The sequence below is a fragment of the Aequoribacter fuscus genome, from assembly GCF_009910365.1.
GTDB lineage: Bacteria > Pseudomonadota > Gammaproteobacteria > Pseudomonadales > Halieaceae > Aequoribacter > Aequoribacter fuscus.
Window position 1 is genome coordinate 387,920 of sequence record NZ_CP036423.1, and the last position, 14,479, is coordinate 402,398.

Genomic DNA, 14,479 nt, shown 5'->3' on the forward strand with positions numbered 1-14,479 from the left:
ATTAAAAGCGCTCTATTATCAAGTTGTTGGGGTGTACCATGATACACTACGGGCATGACAAAAGATCTTGCCGAAACCCGACCCTCGAATAGCGAGGTAAGCCAAATACTCGAGCTTCTGAATACGGCCAGCCTCGCGATACTGAAGCATTACCGTTCTGACGCTGCCGCTGAGTATCAAAACAAGAAGGACTCTACGCCGCTGACTGAAGCCGATTTGATGGCTCACAGGCTTATTTGCCAAGGACTGCACCAAATCTCTCCTGGCATTCCCGTCTTGTCTGAGGAGTCGGACACCGACGTGAAACAAATACGGCGACAATGGCGCGATTATTGGTTAGTCGACCCCTTAGATGGCACGCGAGAATTTCTGAACAGAACCGGTGAGTTCACGATAAATATTGCTTTGATCTGTGAGCATAAGCCGGTGCTTGGATTTGTTGCGGCCCCTTGTCTTGATACGGTCTGGTTTGGGGGTGAACATTACGGTGCGTATAAGCTCACGCTTGGTGCCGATCTTGCAAGCAAACAGAGCATTCGCTGTCGCGCGCTGCAGTCCAACGCCCAGATTACGGTGTTGTCGGCGATACGGCATCGCAATAAATATTTGCAAGCCACCTTGTCGTACTTGCGCAGTGCCACGCCTGAGTTGCAGCGTTTAGACAGTGGCAGTGCCTTAAAATTTTGCCAGTTAGCCGAGGGTCGCGGCGATATTTACCCGCGTTTTTCGCCTTGCTGTGAGTGGGATACGGGCGCCGGCCAAGCTCTAGTCGAAGGCGCTGGAGGGCAAGTCTGGGCGCTCAATGGTCGGCCTTTAGTGTACAACAGTCGCGATACGTTGATGAGTCCGCATTTTGTGGCCCTAGCTGACCCCAGTGCGACCTTGTGGACTGGGTTGTTGCACGAGTTAAAGACTAGTCTGGATGTTTAGGGTGCAGAGACTCTAACCGATACTGGTCTAGGAAGCGTCGTAAAAACTCCTCAAAGGAGATTTCATCGGCCGCTTCGATCGCCGCTTGTTCCTTCAGGCTCTGCGCGGCTTCCGCTTCAAACCTCTGCCGTATCGATTCTTCCAAAGGTTGAGTTAAAAACTCGGTCTTGATGTTGCGCGCTTGATTGAGCGCCGCACTAAAAAAGCTGCCTTGCTGCACGCGCTGACTGACTTGCGCCGAGGGTGTGAGTTCGGGATCGAGCAGTTTCTGACGTTGTATCCTTAGGGCCTCGCTGTAGCCGGGCTCGATTAAGCTGTCCAGCGTTGCGGCAAAGTCCTCAAGTTCGGTCATGATGTTGAGGCCCCAATCTTTAAGCGATACTCGCTCAGAGGGCGTGCTCAACTCTAGGTCGGGTTCGCGTCCCCGAGTAACTACTCGGCTAAAGTTGTCCGCCAATCGAGCTTGCTCTTCGAAGGTGCATTGCGGGCTATCTTTCAGTAAGCAATACAATAAAAACAAGTCTAGAAAGCGAATTTGCGGCGCATCGATACCGGTCGGTAAAAATGGGTTGAGGTCGATGCAGCGCACCTCAATATACTCGATACCGCCCAGAGCCAGTGCGTGGAGCGAGGGTTCTCCGCTGCGAGAGACGCGTTTAGGGCGAATGGGGCTGTAAAATTCGTTTTCGATTTGCAGTAAGCAATCGCTGAGCTGTTGGTACTCGCCGTCGAGTATCTTCGGTATATCGCTGTAGGCTGGATGCGGTTCAACGATGGCCGCTCTAAGTGTATCGACGTAGGTGTCTAACTGGTTGTAGCAGACCTGTAGTGATTTTTGTGTGTCGCTGTTATAACCCAGACCGCCCATTCTCAGCGACGTCGCGTAAGGTAGATGATAGCTGTTGTGCTCTGCGTCGGTGGGTTCTAAGCCGTGGTCTTTTCGACCTTTTAAAAAAGTCGAACACACCGCTGGAGAGGCGCCGAATAAATAGACCAATAGCCATGACCAGCGTTGGAAGTTACGAATTAACCCAAGATAGCGCTCGGTTCTAAAGTCGTTTACATCTTGGGTATTCTGGGTGTAGGACTGCAGCCACGGCCAAAAGCTCTCGGGCAACGAGAAGTTGTAGTGTATACCCGCAATGGTTTGCATGCGGCGTCCATACCGATGCCCCAAGCCATAGCGGTACACGGTCTTAAGGCGAGCTGAGTTGGAGCTGCCATACTGAGCGACGGGGATGTCGCTGTCTGCCGTCAGTGCGCAGGGCATGCTCGCTGTCCATAGGAGCTCGTCACCAAGTTGGTCATACACATAGCGATGTATGTTGTGAAGTTGCTGCAGAGTCTGCTCGGTCGAATCAGATACTGGTGTTATGAATTCCAGCAAAGCCTCACTGTAGTCGGTTGTGATCGAGGCATGAGTGAGCGGTGAACCTAGGGTCTTGGGGTGGGCCGTTTGCGCGAGCAGGCCGTTTGGATCGATGCGAAGCGCTTCTTTTTCAATGCCGCGCTGGAAGCGCAATAGCGTGCGCGCCTTGGGGTCTTGCGCCAGGGCGTCCAATAAGGCAGCAATGCGTTTTTTCATGCGTGTATCTCCGCCCTTTGGTGTAAACTGATCCGATGGTTGAGTTCGAAAGGCCGCCGCGCAGTGTAAAGGCTAGAGGATGTGAAGTACATGTTCGCGTGAGGTCCTTTTTTGCTTTTGCGACTTTGGGGTATGGGCTGTGTTTGCTGCAAGTTGATCTGCAGAGGGTCTTGCGACGTACCCTCGCGGGTACTGCTCGGTGTTAGGAGATAGGTATGTTGAAGTGGTTTCCGGTGCTTGCCGGTGTCCTGGGTTTGGTTTGGTTTTGGGCGGGGCCAGAACCCGCTGACGAGGGACGCCAATTTGGCGCTCGTGCAACACCCGTGACCATCACCACAGTGCAGCGTTTAGACTTTGCCGATTCGGTCGTTGCTGTTGGTACGCTGGAAGCGTGGGAGTCGGTTGATATTCGACCTTCGGTGGCACAAATTGTGACTGAATTGTTGTTTGAAGATGGCGACTCCGTTGAGGCTGGGCAAGTGCTAGCCGTGCAAAAGCAAGACGCTGAAAAAGCCCGCTTCTCTGAATTATCCGCGTCGTTAATCGACGCCAAACGCGAAGTTGAGCGATTGGCAAACCTGGCAACCAAGAATCAGGTGGCCCAAACAGATTTAGATAGAGCAACGACCCGCGTGCAGGTTCTGGAATTCCAATTAGAGGAAGTCCAGGCTAGGATTCAAGATCGCACAATTCGTGCGCCGTTTGCGGGGCAGCTCGGGTTACGAGACGTTAGCCCCGGTGCGTTGATTACGTCGAATACGCGCATAACAACTCTCGACGATTTATCACGAATGCGTCTGACGTTTTCAGTGCCGGCCATACAGCTGGGGGTTTTGTCTGTAGGTCAGAAAGTGATTGCGCGTTCAGCTGCGTATGCCGAGCATTTTGAGGGTCGAATTTCGGCTATCGATAGCCGCGTCGACCCAGTGACGAGGTCTATTCAGGTTCGAGCGGAGGTGCCAAATCCCGACGGGCGGCTGCGGCCCGGTTTGCTAATGAATACGAGCGTTGAGGCGAATCCGCGTATGGCCATCGTGGTTCCTGAAGAGGCGATCGAATCGCGCGCTAAAGAGCATTATGTTTGGTTGCTCGAGCGCGACGATACGGCGAAGAAAACGCAGGTGAGTATCGGCGGTCGGTCGGCGGGTGTGGTGGAAATAACCGCTGGGTTGGACGAGGGGCAACAAATCGTTGTCGATGGCGTGGGTCTGTTGCGAATGAGCCCAGCGAGGGTAAAGCCCAAGGAGTAGGCCATGTTACTGTCAGATGTTTCCGTTAAGCGCCCCGTTTTTGCCCTCGTGCTCAGCGCCTTATTAGTCGCTTTTGGGGTCTTGTCGTTTGATCGATTGCCACTGCGTGAGTACCCAGATATCGAATCCCCAATTGTCAGTGTCTCGACGAACTACCCCGGTGCGTCGGCAGCGGTTGTGGAAAACCGTATTACCGAGGTCATTGAAGACCGCTTGGCGGGTTTGCAGGGCATTAAAGTCATGGAATCCTCAAGCTTCGATGGGCGTTCGTCGATTCGTTTAGAGTTTCAGTTAAGCCGAGATATCGACAACGCTGCCAACGATGTCAGAGACCGCATTTCGAGCGTATTGAACAATATTCCACAAGAAGCCGAACCACCTGAAGTGCGAAAAGAAGAGAGTGGCGAGGACGTGGTGTTTTGGGTGCATCTTGTAGGCCCTGAAATGACGCAATTGGAGCTTACCGATTACGCGCGTCGCTATTTAGAGGACCGCTTCTCGGTCTTAGACGGTGTGGCACGCGTGCGCATATCGGGCGGTAAAATTTACGCGATGCGAATCTGGTTAGATCCCCAGGAATTGGTCGCCCGCCAGCTGACCGTCAGCGATGTCGAAAATGCGCTCAGGACACAAAATATCGAGTTGCCTGCCGGTACTCTCAATTCGCTGTCTAAAGATTTTATTCTCCGCATCGAACGGAGTTACTTAACGGAAGACGATTTTCGAGCTCTGGTTATTCGTCGCTCCGACGATGGATATCTCGTGCGCTTAGGAGATGTTGCTCGCGTTGAGCTAGGTAGTGCCGAGGATCGTCGTTTTTTCCGCGGTAATGGCGAGCCTATGGTGGGTCTGGGAATCGTTAAACAAAGTACCGCGAATGCCTTGTCTATTTCTCGGTTAGTGCAGGCTGAAATTGAACGCGTTAATCAAGATTTACCCCAAGGTTTAACACTGATTGCCAGCTATGACGACAGCGTCTTCGTGGAAGAAGCCATTTCAGAGGTGTATTTCACCCTGTTGGTTGCTGCTGCCTTGGTTGTGTTTGTTATCTTCATTTTTTTGGGCGACTGGCGCAGTTTATTAATACCCGCGCTGACCGTTCCTATTTCGTTAATAGCGTCTTTTTCGGCCTTGTTGGTCTTGGGTTATAGCATCAATTTGTTGACGCTTTTGGCCTTGGTATTGGCTATCGGACTCGTTGTTGATGACAGTATTGTGGTGCTTGAAAACATCCATCGGCGCTTGACCTCGGGTGAGTCGCCTTTGGTCGCCAGTTTTTTGGGCGCACGCCAAGTGGGCTTTGCGGTAGTGGCCACTACCCTGGTCTTGGTTGCCGTGTTTGTACCCATCACCTTCCTGGAGGGTGATATCGGGCGCCTGTTTAGCGAGTTTGCCGTGACTATGGCGATTGCCGTGGGCTTTTCTAGTTTTGTGGCGCTGACCTTAGCGCCAGTGATCGGCAGCAAAGTGTTACAAACGGCCGAGGCTGAGTCGCCCTTGGTCAAGTGGGTCGATCGCATTTCGGGCCGCTTGGAGTCGGGCTATCGGAACTCGCTACAGTCCTTACTGCACCAGCCTCTGTGGGCGTTGGCTATTATTGTTGTATCGTTTTTTGGGGTCGCGGCCCTGTATCAAAGTGTTGAGCAAGAGTTTGCGCCCAATCAAGATCGGGGTATGTTGTTCATGCGCGTGAACGCTGCTGAAGGCGCCTCGTTCGAATACACCAAAGACGTGCTAGAGCAAATCGAGCAACGCCTCATGCCTTTGGTTGATCAAGGTGACATTAAACGACTGCTCGTGCGCGCGCCAGGGTGGGGTGCCGGTGAGTCCTTTAACAATGGCTTTGCCCTGATGGTGTTGGCGCCTTTTGACTCTGGCCGTCGTGATACCGATGAAATATTGGCGGATGCGCGTGCGCGTGTAGCTGATGTGGCGGGGGCGAGTGTCTGGATCAGTGGTCCGCGTTCACTCGGGGGTGGCAGTGGATCACCGGTCGATATTGCGATAGGTGGTAATTCTTACGAAGAGCTGGCTGACTGGCAGGATGCCTTGCTCGCTAAGTTGGCTGAGAATCCGCGTCTAATAAACGTAAATACCAACCTCAAACCTACCAAGCCGCAACTTAAGTTGAGTATCGATCGCGATCGGGCGGGCGATTTAGGCGTTAATATTCGCGATATTGGGCGTACTTTGGAAACTATGATGGGAGGGCGTCGCGCGACGACCTTTCTGATGGGTGGACGAGAGTATGATGTATTGCTTGAGGCTGAACGCTTTAATCGTCAAACCTTGGCTGACCTTGACGCCTTATATGTCCGTTCTACGAGTACGGGCGAGCTGGTGCCCTTGTCGAATATTGTATCAATTACCGAGCAGGCTGATGCGGGCAGCTTAAATCGACACAATCGCGTTCGAGCTTTTACGCTCACCGCTGATTTAGCCGAGGGTTATACCTTGGGTGAGGCCTTAGAGGATATTCGCGTCGCGGTGCGTACCGAACTGCCCGACCATGCCAGCATAGCCTACAAAGGTGAATCTTTGGATTATCAGACCGCGGGTTACGACGTAATTTTTACCTTCTCCTTGGCTTTGCTGATTGTGTATCTCGTTATGGCCGCCCAGTTTGAATCGTTTTTGCACCCTGCGGTGATTTTGTTAACGGTGCCGCTGGCGCTGATTGGTGGTTTGGGTGGGTTGGTCTTGTTTGACCAAACCCTGAATATCTATTCGCAAGTGGGTATGGTGATGCTGGTGGGCTTAGCCACCAAGAACGGAATTTTGTTGGTAGAGTTCATCAACCAACTACGCGACGAAGGTCTTGCCTTTGAAGAGGCCGTTCTCGGCGGAGCATCGCGTCGGTTACGACCGATTATTATGACGGCGCTTACCACCGTGATTGGAGCCATCCCCTTAATTTTGTCGAATGGGCCGGGGCACGAGTCCCGTACAGTGATCGGTGTGGTCATTATGTGCGGCGTTTCCGTCGCGACAGTTATCACCCTGTACGTTATCCCGATGGTATATGCTAAAGTGTGTCAGAATACTGGTTCTCCTAATGCCGTAGCGAGACAATTAGAGGCCGAATTGAACAAGCGAGACGAGGCGGGCGTATGAGTCGCATACAGGAATGGTTGAAAACGTTAGCTCGAGATAAAGGGTCAGATCTGTACTTAAGTACAGGCGCGCCGCCTTGCGCCAAGTTTCAGGGCAAGTTAAAGCCTATTGCCAACGAAGTCCTAAAGCCCGGCGAGATTCGAGCAATTGCCTACGAGTTGATGGACGATACCCAAATAGCGGACTTTGAGCGAGAGCTCGAAATGAACTTAGCGACCTCGATTGCGGGCTATGGCCGTTTTCGCGTGAACATTTTCATTCAGCGCTCGGAAGTGAGTATCGTCGCTCGTAACATTGTCGCCGAAATTCCCAACTGGCAAGATCTGCGACTCCCGGAAATTATGCTCGACGTGATAATGCGCAAGCGGGGCCTCGTGCTGTTCGTGGGTGGCACTGGCTCGGGCAAATCAACGTCCCTTGCTGCCTTGATTGATTACCGCAACAGCAATTCCAACGGCCACATCGTGACTGTGGAAGACCCTGTTGAATATGTACACCGCCACAAGAAGTGCATCGTTAATCAGCGCGAAGTGGGGGTCGATACTCGAAGCTGGCATAACGCACTAAAAAATACATTGCGACAGGCGCCTGATGTGATTTTGATTGGTGAGATCCGCGATCGTGAAACCATGGAACACGCCTTGGCTTTCGCGGAGACTGGACATTTGTGTTTATCGACCTTGCACGCGAACAACGCCAACCAAGCCTTAGACCGTATTGTTAACTTCTTTCCAGAAGAGCGGCGTCCTCAGTTAATGATGGATTTATCCCAGAATCTTCAGGCGTTTGTGTCTCAGCGTTTAATACCCACCGTCGACAACAAACGTGTCGCGGCTATCGAGGTCCTGTTGGGTACGCCATTGGTGTCGGATATTATTTTGCGCGGCCAGTTTGACGGTTTGAAAGAGGTGATGGAAAAGTCTGAAAATCTGGGCATGAAAACTTTCGACCAGGCCTGCTTTGAGCTCTATCAAGAGGGACTTATTAGCGAAGAAGAGGCTTTACGTAATGCTGACTCGGCCAACAACGTTCGTTTGAAAATCAAGTTCGCTGGCAGTACGGTCGGTGGTGATTTTGAAGACGAAGACGATTTGGGTCTGTCGCTCGACGGTGAAGACTTTTAAACGAGAGCTATCATTAGCATGCTGGACCGCTAGAGAACACCTTAGCGTACTAGGGTAATCAGGTTGTCGACAATCGTTTCTAACTGCCCCAGCGTATTGCACTCGTGCGCCAAGTGGCAGACTCGCTGGTAGCGCAGCATTTCGGAGTCTCCGCTACCCCATTGGTTTTTGCCTTCAGGGTTTAGCCAAATAATGCGGCGACAACGCTCGCTAATTTCCAGCAAACGCTCGAATCGATGGTCCCCATAATTGTTGCGGGCGTCCCCTAGAATGATGACTGTGGTTTGTTTGGTGATATCCTGGCCGGCGATGTCCCAGAATTTATCCAAGCTCGATCCGTAGTCGGTGGCGCCGCCGTAGCGCCAGTTGGCAATTTCAATGGCTTTTTCAACAGGATGTTGCTGGAACAGTGACGTGATTTCGCCCAGGTCGTGCGCAAACGCGAACGAGCGAGTACGGGGCAACACGTCCTGCAGGTAGTACAACAGCATGAGTAAGAATTTGGCGTAGGCAGAGACCGAACCGCTGACATCACACACGGCCATGATTTGTGGTTTGCGCCTTTCGGTGCGGCGCCAGAAAGTGTCAAACATGACCCCATCATTGGCGATGCCGCGCCGCAGCGTTTTGATCATGTGCAGTTGTCCGCGTCGGGTTTTTTTTGGACGTTTGCGATGCTTTTGGGTGAGCTTGCGCGCGAGCTTTTGAATCAGCCCTTGCAGCCGCTCAGCGTGGCGGCGCTCGACCGCGCTTAACTTAGTTTTACGCAACAGTTCTGCCATGAGCTGGTCGTGCTGTCCGGCTGCGTTTAGTTCAAAGGCGCGCTCGATGGCCTGTTTAGCTTGGGCCTGCATGGCTTCTTGCACATCTTTTAAGGCGTGTTTTGCAGGGTTGTCCTCGGCCAGTTCCGCCAGTGTTTGACGAATGGGGGCTTCGCCCAAGGCATCAAGCAGACGTCGGGTAAACAAGCCCTTTTGCGTAAAAAACGATAGTTGTTTCAAAGGGAGTGTGCCCAAGGCTTCTGCCATTTGTGCGTCAACTTCGGCTTGGTCTTGTTGCAACAGGGCCTGGATAAAATCGCTTTGGTCTACGAGCTCTTGTGTTTTTTCGTCGCTTGCGAGTACTTCGGCAAGCTGCTGTTGATCATCAAGCGTCGTTTTATCCTCAGATGAAGACGCGTTGTGTTCCGTTTGACCATCGCTAGTTTGTTGCAGAAAAAACTGATCAAAGCAGGCTTTGCAGATGGCCTCTTCTTCGATGGTCTTTGCCAGCGTCATGGCCATAGACTCACGCAATAAGTTGGGTGAATCGAGACCTACGGCTTGTGCCGCCTGCAAGGCGTCCATGCTCTCTGCGGGCGATATCCGCACGCCTTGCTGGCGTGCGAGATGCATGAACTGTAATAACTCCGCCTGCATCAGTTCACGGCTCGAGAGGTACTGCTCACACTGGGTTTTAGCAAGTCTCCCAATTTCTCGGTGGCGGCTTCGATGTCGTGTTCGAATTTGAGCAGCACATTCAGTGTGTCACGCACAAGCTGGCGATCTAATTGATTCGCTTTGAGTAAAACTAGGCTGCGTGCCCAGTCAATGGTCTCGGAAATCGCCGGTGCTTTTTTAAGGTCTAAGGATCGCAGGCCGTGCACAAAGCCGACTAGCTGACGATTTAAGTCTGGATCAATCTCGGGTAAACGAGAGGCAATAATTTTTTGCTCTAAGCGCTCATCGGGATAGGGGATGTACAAATGCAAGCAGCGGCGTTTTAGAGCATCCGATAAATCGCGAGTATTGTTACTGGTCAGAAACACGCGCGGGGCTACCTCTGCTTTGATGGTACCTAATTCTGGTATCGAGGTCTGGTAGTGCCCTAATACCTCGAGCAATAAAGATTCGAACTCCTGATCAGCCTTGTCGATTTCATCGATCAGTAATACCGCGCCATCGGAGGCGGTTAAAGCCTTGAGCAGGGGGCGAGGCTCGATGAAACGCTCAGAATAAAATACATCGCTAAAGCTGTGCAGTCGGTCCATAGCGCCATCGAGGCCTTGGGTGCCCTCAAGCAATTCGCCGAGTTTCTCTTTCAGAATTTGGGTGTAAAGCAGCTGCTTGCCGTATTTCCATTCATACAGGGCCTTTGCTTCATCTAAGCCTTCGTAGCACTGAAGGCGAATGAGTTCTTGTTCTGTGATCAGGGCCATTGTGTTGGCAAGTTCCGTTTTTCCAACGCCTGGCGGCCCCTCGATGAGAATGGGCTTCTCGAGGGCATTGGCCAAAAACACCGCTGTTGCGATTTTTTCGCTGCAAATGTATCCGTGCTCGGCGAAAGCGCTGATGATTGAGTCGATACTGCTCAAGGTACTGCTCATTATTTATCCTTATCATGCTCTTTAGGTCGATTAGCCGCCTGTGGCATTCATAAACCTGAGGATTTGTGGGTGCTCTGGATCGTAAAAGTGATGACGCTCGGGTTTAAAGGCCAGCGCGTCAACAATGGCGTGCTTTAGTGTTTCTCGGGTGTAATCCTTTGCTCTGAGTATAGCTCTTAAATCCAATGAGTGCTCGTTACCCAAACAGAGTAGCAGGCGACCTTCGACTGTGACGCGAATACGATTACAGGTCGAGCAAAAATTGTGGCTGTGTGGCGAGATAAACCCAATGCGAGTGTTCGTGCCTGAGATGTGCTGATAGCGTGCGGGGCCTGAGTCGGACTTTGATGTGCTAGCGTCTTGTAAGTCATACCGTGACCGTAGCTCTTGTACTAAGGTCTCGTTGGATAACCAACGCTCTGCTCGATTGGCTTCAGGCATCTCGCCGAGCGGCATCTCTTCAATAAAAGCGATGTCGATTCGCTTGTCTATGGCAAAGTCGATAAGCGCCGCAACGTCGTCGAGATTGTAGGTTTGTAAGATGACTGAGTTGAGGCGAATATTCTTAATGCCTGCTGCTTGTGCCGCTTCAATACCCGCCAAGACTTTGGTCAAGTCTCCGGTACGAGTAATGGTTTTGAACTTGGCAGCATCTAAGCTATCTAAACTCACGTTAAGCGACGTGACGCCAGCCGCCGCGAGCTTATCGGCACAGGATGACAACTGTGAGCCGTTGGTTGTAATGGCGAGCTGCTCAAGTCCCGCAAGAGCGCCCAAGGATTCAACGAGTTTGATAAAGTCTTTGCGGATCAGCGGTTCGCCGCCGGTTAAGCGAATTTTTTTACCACCCAGTTCGACGAATGCTGCGCCTATCTCGCTCAGTTCTTCCAGGCTTAGAATCTCTTTGCGAGGCAAAAACGTCATATCTTCAGCCATGCAATACACGCAGCGGAAGTCGCAGCGATCGGTCACCGACAAGCGCAGGTAAGAAATAGTGCGTTGGAATTGATCAGTCAGCATGAACCCATGTAGGCACGTTTTTAAACGCACAGTCCTTTACATATTAAATGGCTTTGGACAGGATAGACCAAGCGAAACATGATGGAAACGACAATGATAAAAATACTCCTAGCAACTTGTTTGGGGCTGCTCAGTCTTACTTTACGCGCCGCCGATGACTGTGGACAAGGATCTGCCTTGACCTCCGTCTGTGGATTGACAGCGCCTGAAGATATTGAGCTTGCCGGCGATAGTCAATCGCTTCTGGTCGGCGAAATGATTCTCGGCGGCCGCCTTATGGCCTTAAAAATTGATAGCGTGACTGAAGAGCCGAGAGAATTGTACCCAGCGCTGTCAGTCGAGGGCGCAGCGGATTGGGGCAGTGATGACTGCACTGTGTATCCCGATCAGATGACCTTTCACGGCATAGATTTGTCTGAGCGCGAGAATGGCCAGTGGCAGCTATTAGTTGTGAACCATGGTTTGCGTGAATCAGTAGAATTTTTTCAGGTCGTGACCGATGAGCTCGGAACTCCCGAGTCACTGGTATGGAGAGGCTGTGTTTTGGCGCCTGACGGCGAGAGTCTGAACGACGTGGCGGCACTACCGGGAGGCGGGTTTTTAAGCACGACCCCCTTTGTTGGCAGTGAGCTGTGGTCTATTGCCAAGGCCTTGGTGGGGTTTAACACAGGTTACGTCCGCCAGTGGGAGCAAAACTCCGGCTGGAGGCGGGTGCCTAACACCGAAGGGCGGTATCCCAATGGCGTTATCGCTGCGTCAGATGGCAGCCAGTTTCATGTCAATATGTATATCGACGGGCTGGTCAAAACCTTTGCACTTGACGGCACTGAGCTGGGCTCGGCGACAGTATTGAACGGCGACAATCTGAGTTGGGGGCAAGACGGTAAAATTCGTATTGCCTCGCATCGAGCCGGTAAGCTGGAAATGGTGCAAGCACTGGAGGCCTCGCCTGAAACCAATTTGCAGATTCCGTTCGCGATTTTGGAATACGAGCCAGGGAATGGCGAGGTAAAGGAGATCTTTGTTCATGACGGCAGCGAATTCGGTGCGGCAACGGTAGCCCAGCAAGTCGGTAGCAAGCTTGTTATGGGGTCATTTAAAGGCACCCGAATTGCGATTGTTGAGGTTGATGAATGAAGTTCGGCAGTAGTCTGTGGTGGGGGCCGGCGATGAGCGTCGCCATATTTGCGCTTGTGTCTGCAAGCGTAGATAACAGTGATATGGCAGTGGTTGCCGCCTTGGCTTGTCTGTGTGTCGTTTGGTGGGTGTCTGAAGCGGTGCCCATTCCCGTAACGTCGCTGCTGCCTTTAGCGGTGCTGCCTTTGTTTGATGTGCTCACTCCCGCACAGGTGGGACAGGCTTATGGCTCGCCACTGATTTTGCTATTGCTGGGTGGTTTTTTATTGTCTAAATCTCTGGAGCACAGTGGTGCGCATCGTCGGATGGCTCTGTGGATGATCCGTGTAGTTGGAACGCACAGCGGTCCGAGGTTGGTGTTCGGGTTTATGTTGGCTGCGGCACTTTTAAGCATGTGGATATCGAATACCGCGACAACCTTAATGCTTCTACCGGTAGCTCTGGCCGTGATCGATGCGGCGAGGCAGCCCGAGAAACTTGCCATACCCTTATTACTGGGCTTGGCCTATGGTGCAAGCGTTGGTGGCTTGGGCACTCCGATCGGCACCCCACCTAATCTAGTGTTCATGCAAGTGTACGAAAACACAGTGGGCGAGAGCGTTTCTTTTAGTCGCTGGATGTCCTGGGGTGTACCCGTTGTCGTGATTTTAGTTCCCTTGATGGCTTGGGTATTATCTCGCCGTTTTACCGATGCGGTTGATATCGAGTTGCCACGCGTTGGCGCATGGGAGGTCGCAGAAAAGCGAGTGCTGTGGGTTTTTGGCTTGACGGCCTTGGCATGGATTACACGCGGTGAGCCCTTTGGTGGGTGGAGTCAGTGGCTTGCACTGCCCAATGCCAATGACGCGTCGGTTGCGTTGCTGGCTGTGGTGGTTATGGCGATGATTAGTGATGGCAAGGGCGGACGTTTGCTGTCTTGGGAACGCGCGGTAACCATACCTTGGGGTGTTTTGTTATTGTTTGCCGGCGGTATATGCCTCGCCAAGGGCTTTGTCAGCTCGGGCTTAAGTGACGCGATTGGTCAGTCCTTAGTCGAATTAACAGCCATGCCTACCTTTTTTCTGATACTGGCAATTTGTTTAATTGTCACGTTCACAACAGAAACAACCTCGAACACGGCAAGCACGACGTTGCTGATGCCAATTTTAGCGGCTACGGCTCTGTCAGCTGGGATTGCTCCAGAGTTGATCATGGTTCCCGCTGCCATGAGTGCGAGCTGCGCATTCATGTTGCCTGTGGCGACGGCGCCGAATTCGGTCGTCTTCGGTAGTGGTCGCTTAACGATTCGGGACATGGCGGCCGAGGGTTTTAAGATCAACCTGTTGGCAGCATTGGTGATCAGTGTGGTGTGTTTTGTTGCTTTGGCGTAAAAAAAGAGCGATGCATCGCATCGCTCTGTGGTCACTTATAGGGACTGCATAATCGTCTCTGCTGAGCTCACATCGACGCCTGGGCCTGGCTCAACATTGAGTTGAGTGACTTTGCCGTCTTCAACGATCATGGCGAAGCGCTGGCTACGAGTGCCTAAACCAAAACCGGAACCATCCAGTTCAAGGCCCAATGCTTTGGTGAGTTCGCCATTACCATCGGCCAGCATTAAAATTTCGTCAGCGTTTTGTGCTTTGCCCCATGCACCCATTACGAATGCATCGTTAACGGCCATACAAACGATGGTGTCAACACCTGCCGCCTTGATTTTGTCGGCATTGACGACATAGCCTGGAAGATGGGTCATGCTACAACCGGGCGTGAATGCGCCAGGAACCGCGAATAGGACGACTTTTTTGCCGTCGAAGATTTCTGCAGTTGTGATGTCCACAGGGCCTTCCGCGCCCATGGTTTTCAATTTGCATGCTGGGATCGAATCGCCTACTTGAATGGTCATAGAGTACTCCTCAATTGTGAATGATAGTTGCCGCGGGATTGTAAATGATTTTCGTTCTCTGTTGCCGCC

Annotated in this window: 11 protein-coding genes; 6 read left to right on the plus strand and 5 right to left on the minus strand. The window is 52.1% G+C overall.

Translation table 11 applies throughout. From position 1 onward, the window contains the following. Positions 1 to 54: 54 nt before the first annotated feature. Positions 55 to 930, plus strand: coding sequence for a 3'(2'),5'-bisphosphate nucleotidase CysQ (gene cysQ, locus EYZ66_RS01705; RefSeq protein WP_009576978.1), 876 nt, complete (start codon positions 55 to 57; stop codon positions 928 to 930). Here cysQ and gshA read toward each other — a convergent pair. Then, positions 914 to 2,515: a glutamate--cysteine ligase gene (gshA, locus tag EYZ66_RS01710; RefSeq protein ID WP_009576979.1), complete on the minus strand. Its 1,602-nt coding sequence runs from the start codon at positions 2,513 to 2,515 to the stop codon at positions 914 to 916. The genes cysQ and gshA overlap by 17 nt on opposite strands. A 215-nt stretch (positions 2,516 to 2,730) precedes the next feature. Here gshA and EYZ66_RS01715 point away from each other — a divergent pair, with 215 nt between their 5' ends. The 3 genes from EYZ66_RS01715 to EYZ66_RS01725 are packed head-to-tail and all read left to right on the plus strand — an operon-like array spanning position 2,731 to position 8,003. Continuing rightward, on the plus strand, positions 2,731 to 3,765 hold the full coding sequence (locus tag EYZ66_RS01715) for an efflux RND transporter periplasmic adaptor subunit (protein ID WP_160195568.1): 1,035 nt from the start codon (positions 2,731 to 2,733) through the stop codon (positions 3,763 to 3,765). 3 nt (positions 3,766 to 3,768) lie between these two features. Continuing rightward, positions 3,769 to 6,879 carry an efflux RND transporter permease subunit gene (locus tag EYZ66_RS01720; RefSeq protein ID WP_160195569.1) on the plus strand — a complete coding sequence of 1,037 codons (3,111 nt, stop codon included), beginning with the start codon at positions 3,769 to 3,771 and terminating at the stop codon, positions 6,877 to 6,879. Beyond that, the gene (locus tag EYZ66_RS01725) at positions 6,876 to 8,003 is read left to right on the plus strand and encodes a PilT/PilU family type 4a pilus ATPase (protein WP_009576863.1); all 1,128 of its coding nucleotides are present in this window, start codon (positions 6,876 to 6,878) and stop codon (positions 8,001 to 8,003) included. Before EYZ66_RS01720 ends, EYZ66_RS01725 begins: the two co-directional genes overlap by 4 nt. Before the next feature lie 41 nt (positions 8,004 to 8,044). Here EYZ66_RS01725 and EYZ66_RS01730 read toward each other — a convergent pair whose 3' ends face one another. The 3 genes from EYZ66_RS01730 to moaA are packed head-to-tail and all read right to left on the minus strand — an operon-like array spanning position 8,045 to position 11,388. Continuing rightward, complete coding sequence (locus EYZ66_RS01730) at positions 8,045 to 9,397, minus strand: VWA domain-containing protein (RefSeq protein WP_158027015.1); 1,353 nt, start codon at positions 9,395 to 9,397, stop codon at positions 8,045 to 8,047. Between the two features lie 23 nt (positions 9,398 to 9,420). Further along, positions 9,421 to 10,368: an AAA family ATPase gene (locus EYZ66_RS01735; RefSeq protein ID WP_009576865.1), complete on the minus strand. Its 948-nt coding sequence runs from the start codon at positions 10,366 to 10,368 to the stop codon at positions 9,421 to 9,423. A gap of 30 nt (positions 10,369 to 10,398) precedes the next feature. Beyond that, positions 10,399 to 11,388: a GTP 3',8-cyclase MoaA gene (gene moaA / locus EYZ66_RS01740; protein WP_009576866.1), complete on the minus strand. Its 990-nt coding sequence runs from the start codon at positions 11,386 to 11,388 to the stop codon at positions 10,399 to 10,401. Positions 11,389 to 11,481: 93 nt separating this feature from the next. On the opposite strand from moaA, the gene EYZ66_RS01745 reads away from it, so the two are divergent. Together EYZ66_RS01745 and EYZ66_RS01750 are read left to right on the plus strand one after the other, a co-directional pair. Continuing rightward, positions 11,482 to 12,525 (plus strand): hypothetical protein, encoded by a 1,044-nt coding sequence (locus EYZ66_RS01745; RefSeq protein ID WP_040817345.1) that lies wholly within the window; start codon positions 11,482 to 11,484, stop codon positions 12,523 to 12,525. Beyond that, entirely contained in the window at positions 12,522 to 13,895 is a 1,374-nt protein-coding gene (locus EYZ66_RS01750) for an SLC13 family permease (RefSeq protein WP_040817347.1), read from the plus strand. The genes EYZ66_RS01745 and EYZ66_RS01750 overlap by 4 nt, the downstream gene beginning before the upstream one ends. Before the next feature lie 35 nt (positions 13,896 to 13,930). Here the strand turns inward: EYZ66_RS01750 and EYZ66_RS01755 are convergent, their stop codons facing one another. Then, on the minus strand, positions 13,931 to 14,410 hold the full coding sequence (locus tag EYZ66_RS01755; RefSeq protein ID WP_009576869.1) for a peroxiredoxin: 480 nt from the start codon (positions 14,408 to 14,410) through the stop codon (positions 13,931 to 13,933). Between the last annotated feature and the right edge of the window lie 69 nt (positions 14,411 to 14,479).